This is a genomic window from Erwinia sp. 1181_3 (assembly GCF_052824965.1).
On record NZ_VTDE01000022.1, the window covers coordinates 1 to 4180 of the forward strand.

Sequence of the window (4180 nt, forward strand, 5' to 3'; positions counted from 1 at the left end):
TGTTGTCCGCGGTGGCGGTGGAGCCGATGACCGCGCCGTTCAGCTGGGTGTGTTCACCGACGGTAACGTCAAAGCCGCCTTTGCCCGCGAAGATGCCGGTCTGCTCAACCACGCTGTCGTAGTTACAACTTCCGTCAGGATTGGATTTAGCATCCCGCAAACCTTGGGGGCGCAACAATTCTTCTAAACTGAGAATGATTTATATGCAATATTGCAATTCTCATTGCTTTCAAAAAACGCACTTGTATATTCGTAATCTATAAAATTAGATTCTATGTTATTGAAGGTGTTGCTATTTATTTTTTTTCCTTTCAATTTGCGAATTTCGTATTGCTCTTCATTTATTTTTTTTACCCGTTCTTTTGAGATTAGATCTCTAAAGTCTATCATTTGCATGATAATATCCGCTTCATCAAAATGTAGATATATATCCCCAGAAAATATTATTTTTATTGCAATTTCTTTCTTATGGAAATCTATGCTTTCACCTGAAAGCCAGATGTATTTATCTCCAATTTCAAAGCTGTTCTCATGGCTATCAAAGAAAAATAATTCATCTCCTGAAATCTTAAGGAAACTGGCTTTTTGGTTTTTAATGACCAGCGTTGCCTTTCGCAGAAGAACACTCGCAACATCATTTTCGAAATCAAAGTTAATATCATTTAATTTTTTTGTGATGACATTTTTAGGGTTCTTCTCTTGAATTTTTTTCAACCAGTCATCTTCATCAACATTTATCTCTATGTTTTCGATGGTTATTATTGTACATTCATCCTTGATATGCGGAATAGAAAAGAATGTTTTTATTCCCGAAGTGTTGTCGAGATTAATTAACCTATTGTATATTGTTGTTACAGAGACTCTATGATTAGTGGGGGGCTCTGGTTTTCCGATGGAGTTTTTCATGAAATTACTACACCCAAGATTTATAAAATCACTAATCAATTGTTATGAAATGGTTTTTTATTGCAATATTTCCATTTTCATCGCTTGTAAAGTAATTTCTATAAAAATCATAGTCTAAAAAATTAGATTTTATGTTGTTGAATTCTATTTCATTGATATCCCTTTTTTTCTTTGCTATTATTAACTCTTGCTTTTCATTTATTGATGCAGCCTCAGTATAATTAATGTTTTGTTTTAAATCTAATGACTGGATTATAATGTCTGTCTCTTTGAAGGAGAACTCTACATTACCAGAGAAAACAATCATTGCTGAAAATCTTGTATTAGGGAATTCAGCACTTTTCCCTGCTAGCCAAATAAACCGGTCCCCTATATCAAACCCCTTATCTGACGAGTTGTATCTTTCTTTTCCATCATTGTCGAAGGATATATAAACACATTTAACGTTGTCAATCGTCAGGGTGGATTTAGATATTATAATCGAATAAATGCAGTCAGGGTTTTCGATATTTAAAACCTCAATGCCTTTGTTTATTATGCTTTTTTTATTGATGCTTATTATAGGATGAAACCATTTTTTTTCACTCATGTTTACTTCAATGTTATCTATACTAATATTTATTTTGCTTGCATCAGTATCACTTAGGTCCAACAAAGAAAAATATGCTGCCAGTCCAACATCACTATCTAAACAGATAAATTGTTGATAGCTGTCTGTAATGTCTAGTTTATATTTCATTTTACACCCCTATTTTCTTCTGAACTGATATTCGGTTACTGTTGCGTTGTTGATAGGGTTCCCGTCACTCTGTAAAAAACCTTTGCTTGATTTTACATTTTTTTCGATCAGAATAAAACCTTTGGATTCAGCTACTTTTTCTATGTTTTTTAGAACTTTGTTGTTCCATGTGCCTGTAACTACCATCGTGCCATTTTTATCTAATACTCTTAATATTTCATCATTAAATGGTTTAAATCCATAAGGGTTTTCCATGATGATCGTTTTCTGAGAGCCTGTGGCTACATTTGATAAATTATTCGCATCACCAGAATAGACTCCCGCACTTTTGGGGTAGTCTGGGTGGGAAATATTATATGCACCTTCTATTGGTTTATTTCCCGCTCCAATGTTGAGTATCCCGCCTTGGGTTGGTGATGAATAGTAACCGGATTTTTCTGCATCTTTAACTAATTGCTGATTATAAATGGAATTCGGTTCTTTGGTACTTAAGTCCTTCGTATTTTTAGCATTTTGCGCTATACGTTCAAGCGCTGCCTTTTCTGCATCAACCAGAGACGTCGTACTTTTGGATGCAGTGGCTGGCACTCCGGCACCTTTCAATCCATATATTGTGCCACCAATAGCAGCCGTCGTGTGTATACCTGCCATTGTGTCATATAGGATCTCAGCCATCTGCGGGCTGATCTCATGAATAGCTGCCAGTTTCTGAATGTCAGCGACACGCTGTGCCTTTGCATCTGCGTTGGCGTACTTCCATATCTGCCCATCGGCTTTCCCTGCATCATCCTTATAGACCGCACGCATTGTGGCAATATATTCGCCATCCAGATTTTTATCGTAACTTTTTCCCATTTCTGACAGGGTTTGACGCATCCCTCGGCATTGTTCTGAGGATAGATTCTGACAGGCTTTATCTATAGCTTCATCAAATGCCAGATCCTTGGCAGTTAGGTTTGCAATCAACTTATCAGCCTGCTGTTTCTTCTCACCTTCCAGATGAGGAAGCAGCCACTTCGTATCTTGCCGTACCTTTGCATCGTCCGCATACAGCGTATTATTCTCCGCCGTCGTCTTCCCTGCCTGCGCGGCATAAACCGCACTTTCGGTACTGTCCCCGGCCAGGCCACCGGCCAGCCCGGATGACAGGGTTGCCAGAGCGCTCAGGGTCTGCTTCTGCGTTTCGGTCAGGTCAGCAACCGGGGTATCACCGTACAGCTGGTCCTTCAGTATCCCCGCCGTTATCTCGCCGAGCGCTGCGCCGGTCGCGCCCGCAGCGGCATTCTGCCCCTGGGCGGCCGCCAGCGCGGCGCCGACGATGGCGTGGGCCACCGCTTTTGCTTCTGGGTTATTGTCGATACCCATTCTGTGACCAATCGCTTCGGCCAGATACGGCGCTGAACCGTTAGCAATGGCTGCAGCAATATCACCGCCCGCCAGGCCCTGAACCACGGCGGTGGCGGCCTGGATACCCTGCTGGACGGCGCCGCCGGTGCCGAGCCCGGTGGCGTTAAACGCCTGGTCGTAGAAGTTCTGATAAACCTGGCCGTTGATGGCGTTCTCATCCGGGGTCTGACCCGGATGGGCTTTCACCCAGTCTTTCTGCGCCTGGTCCCTGTCGGCATCGGTGATATTGCCCATCTTGTCTCTGGCGTCTTTCGCCGCGCTGATGGCGCCCTGGGTGCGCACAATATCCGACACCTGGGTGCTGATTTCGCCAATCAGCTGCGCCTGCTGAATGCGCTTCTGCTCTTTCTCCTTGTCGAATATCTGGCTGATGCTGCCGTTGGCGTTCTCCGCGTCGCGGCTGAGGTTCGCCACGTCCTGTGCCTGTTTATCCTGGTCGCGGATGACCAGGGTGCCGTCGCTGACGGCGGCTTTGGTGGTGCCGCTGTCGTGGCCGTCTTTGTTGACGCCCGCCAGCAGTGTAAGGCCATGGCGCTGATAGAGGCGATCGGTAAGTCGCAGGGGTACAACGGTAACCAACTGATATATAAATAAAACCCCAGCCGATACGGCTGGGGTTATTGTGCTACCTGTTTCGGTTTTTCCTGTAGTGCTGGTAGTAGATCCACCAACAACCTATTGCTCCAATGATTCCTCCCGCGATACTTCCTTTCAAAATTTTCACATAATCAATGGAGGAAAAATTCAAAGATAATCCATTAAGGAAAAAGTAAAATAATTTAATTAAAATCTGCATGGTTACAGCAGAGATAAATATCCCAACAGGAAAGACTATTGCCAGATAAATAAATATTAAAAACCATTTTGAGGCTGATGTTTTCATTTTTCACCTCCCAATATTTTTCCTGCCTGATCATTTCCATATTCGGTTGTTACAGAACTGGTAATGTTTCCAGCAATACCAGGCCCCGGATTAACTGGTAACGGTTTAGAAATACTCATTCCGACATCAACCCAAATCCAGTCTTTCCAAGGTTTCATTGGATTTAAGACTTTATCAAGTGGCAATTCAACTAATTTGCTACCGATGCCATATCCAATACCCGAAGCCACCCCACTAATTGCCCC

General features: G+C 42.9%; 3 protein-coding genes and 1 pseudogene. All 4 read right to left on the bottom strand.

Features of this window, described 5'->3' with window-relative positions:
- Positions 1-183: 183 nt before the first annotated feature.
- A complete protein-coding gene (locus tag FY046_RS23515) occupies positions 184-906 on the bottom strand; it encodes a hypothetical protein (protein ID WP_259152156.1) in 723 nt (240 codons plus the stop codon).
- Between the two features lie 31 nt (positions 907-937).
- Positions 938-1645: a hypothetical protein gene (locus tag FY046_RS23520; RefSeq protein ID WP_446186529.1), complete on the bottom strand. Its 708-nt coding sequence runs from the start codon at positions 1643-1645 to the stop codon at positions 938-940.
- A 9-nt stretch (positions 1646-1654) separates the two neighbouring features.
- Positions 1655-3631, bottom strand: a complete 1977-nt coding sequence (locus tag FY046_RS23525; protein ID WP_446186530.1) for a VENN motif pre-toxin domain-containing protein — start codon at positions 3629-3631, stop codon at positions 1655-1657.
- A gap of 300 nt (positions 3632-3931) precedes the next feature.
- A pseudogene (locus FY046_RS23530) lies at positions 3932-4180 on the bottom strand (VENN motif pre-toxin domain-containing protein); the annotation flags it as partial.